The organism is Aerococcus sp. L_32 (genome assembly GCF_050689315.1).
In genome coordinates this window covers 1-3,174 of the sequence record NZ_JBOEQF010000244.1, presented here as the reverse complement: position 1 = coordinate 3,174, position 3,174 = coordinate 1, and the positions used below count along the sequence as shown (strand labels likewise).

Below are 3,174 nucleotides of genomic sequence, written 5' to 3'. Positions count from 1 at the left end.
GACGGATATCGTAATACTTGTAGTAGCAGCTGATGATGGTGTAATGCCACAAACCGTTGAGGCGATTAACCATGCCAAAGCAGCGGGTGTACCGATTATCGTTGCAGTAAACAAAATCGATAAACCAACAGCTAATCCTGACCGTGTAATGCAAGAGTTAACTGAATATGGCCTAATTTCTGAAGAGTGGGGTGGGGACACAATCTTCGTAAACATCTCAGCTAAATTCGGTCAAAATGTAAGTGACTTACTAGAAATGATTTTATTAGTTGCAGATGTAGAGGAATATAAAGCTGTTCCAAACCGTTTAGCTTTAGGTTCTGTAATCGAAGCGCGTCTTGACCCATCTAAAGGTGCTATTGCGACATTATTAGTCCAAGAAGGTACATTACGTGTTGGGGACCCAATCGTTGTTGGTGATACACATGGACGTGTCCGTGTTATGACTAACGATACTGGTCGTCGTATCAAGCAAGCTGGCCCATCAACACCAGTTGAAATCACTGGTTTACAAGAATCACCACAAGCTGGTGACCGCTTTGTGGCCTTTGATGACGAAAAAACAGCCCGTGCCGTCGGTGAAGAACGTGCGAGCCGTGCCTTACAAGAACGTCGTCAAGCAAACCATGCTGTAACCTTAGACAACTTATTCGAAACGCTACAAGAAGGCGAATTGAAATCAGTCAATGTCATTATCAAAGGGGACGTTCAAGGTTCTGTTGAGGCCTTAGCTGGAAGCTTGAAGAAAATCGAAGTTGAGGGTGTTAAAGTAAACATCGTTCACCAAGCTGTTGGTGCAATCAACGAGAGTGATATTACTTTAGGTCAAGCGTCACAAGCCTTAATCATTGGTTTCAACGTGCGTCCTACACCACAAGCTAAATTACAAGCAGATGCTGATGAAGTAGAAGTACGTCTATACAACATTATCTACGATGCAATTAATGACGTAGAATCAGCGATGACAGGTATGTTAGACCCTGAATTCGTTGAAGAAGTAACCGGTACTGTACAAGTTCGTGAAACTTACAATGTATCTAAAGTAGGTACAATTGTTGGTGGTTACGTATTAGATGGTACAATCTACCGTAACTCACAAGTTCGTATCATCCGCGATTCAATTGTCATCTATGATGGTCAATTAGGTTCGTTACGTCGCTTTAAAGATGATGTGAAAGAAGTATCTCGTGGATTCGAACTAGGTTTAACAATTGAAAACTACAACGATATTAAAGTAGATGACGAGATTGAAGCATACCGTATGGTTGAAGTGAAGAAAAAATAGAGGTGATGCACAATGGCAAAATTTAGAGCTGAACGTGTAAGTCAAGAGATCCTTCGCGACGTCAATGACATCTTGAGAAAGACTGTCAAAGACCCTCGTGTTGAAGGTGTTACAATTACTGATGTAGAAGTTACTGGTGACTTACAACAGGCAACTATTTTCTACACTACATTGAGTGAATTAGCCAGTGAACGTGAAAAAGCACAAAAAGGATTGGAAAAATCTAGTGGTTTAGTTCGTTCTGAAATTGGTAAACGCCTAAATATCTATAAAACACCGGAAATATTCTTTGAACGCGACCGTTCAATTGAATATGGTAACCATATCGACCAATTGCTAGCACAATTAAATAAAAAAGATGATTTTGATAGCATGTCTGACGCTGAGTCAGATAAGTTAGTCGATTAATATGCAGAAAGGCCTCAGAATTACAGCAAGTATGCTGCAATTCTGGGGCTTTTTTTATTGAGTGTAAGGTTGATTTTCGTATTGAATCTTCGAAATATGGGGCGGAAATGCTGATATATAGACCTTTAGCGTGGTGAAATATAGCTATTTTTCAAAAAAAAATTGTTACATACAATGTCATAAATATAACTTATTAAAATATGCAAGAATCCATGAAAGTGCTATGAATGTTGTTAGACTGGGAATGCGGCGAATTGTAATAATTGAGACGTAAATATTAAAAATTACAAAACATTTCAGTCCATTTAAAGCCCCTTAACGAATGGGTTTATAGGGTTTCTTTTTGAATCCACACCGTGTAGTATATTGCATGTAGTCGAAACAGTGGCTAAATAAACAACTTAGCAATAGCTAAACATATAAGGAGTTTTACTTAACATGAAATTTAACAAAACGATTTTAGGAACAACATTTGCATTGTCAGCATTATTTGCGACAGCAGGATTTAATACTGAAGAAGCGAAAGCAGCGGAATGGACAGCGCGTAGCGTTGAAGAGGTTTCAGCTGATATCGAAGCAGTTGATGAATCAACATCTGAATACACTGTCGTATACGGTGACACTTTATCAGTGATTGCTAATGCTGCAGGTGTAGATGTGAACACATTAGTTCAAATCAACGAAATTGAAAATGCTGATTTAATCTTCCCATCTAACTCTATTTCATTCACTAAAAATGATGAAGGTGAAGTAAACGAAGTTGTAGTAGAAGATGCTAACAAGAAAAAAGAAACTTACAAAGTAGAAGAAGAAACAGTTGAAAAATCTGAAACTGAAGAAGTAGCAGAAGAAACAACTGTTGAACCAGTAGCATATGAAGCCGAAGAAGAAACAGCAACTGTACAAGCAACTTCATATGAAGCTGAAGAAGTAACTGAAACAACTGAAATAACTGAAGCAACATCTTCAACTTCTTCATACTCAGCAGCAGAAGAGATCCCTTACCAAGTATTACAAGTAGTTGAAACTGAAGCTGGTCCAAGCTACTCTGAAAAAGCAGCAGTATTCTCTGTAATCCTTAACCGTGCAAACTCAGGTAACTGGGGTGGTACTACATTATCAGCAGTAGTTAACGCATCTGGTCAATTTGAAGTTGTTTCAAATGGTATGGCAGCTAGCGCTACAGTATCAGAAGAAACTTACCAAGCGGTTAACGATGTATTAACTAACGGTGTAACTACATCAGCTGAATCATTCCGTGCCTCAGGTGATGGCGTGACAAACGTATTCTTCTAATTTAAATTCAAAAACAATAAACAAAAAAATCGGGAGCTCTGTAGAGGCCCCCAAAAGTTAGACCAAAAATCTAACTTTTGGGGGTCTATTTTTATGGCAAAATATTCACTAGAATTTAAATTGGAAATTGTAAAACATTATCTAGGGAACTACGGTGGCTATCTAGCGGTAGCAAAGAAATATAA

General features: G+C 38.4%; 3 protein-coding genes. All 3 read left to right on the top strand.

All coding sequences use genetic code 11. The annotated features are described in order from the left end of the window. Positions 1-1,285 (top strand): translation initiation factor IF-2 (infB, locus tag ACRCJ0_RS11165; protein ID WP_431390474.1); only part of this gene is annotated, 1,285 nt, incomplete at its 5' end. 12 nt (positions 1,286-1,297) lie between these two features. After that, a complete protein-coding gene (rbfA, locus tag ACRCJ0_RS11160; protein ID WP_016897460.1) occupies positions 1,298-1,693 on the top strand; it encodes a 30S ribosome-binding factor RbfA in 396 nt (131 codons plus the stop codon). Between the two features lie 438 nt (positions 1,694-2,131). Next, positions 2,132-2,989, top strand: a complete 858-nt coding sequence (locus ACRCJ0_RS11155) for a cell wall hydrolase (RefSeq protein ID WP_431387720.1) — start codon at positions 2,132-2,134, stop codon at positions 2,987-2,989. Positions 2,990-3,174 lie beyond the last annotated feature (185 nt).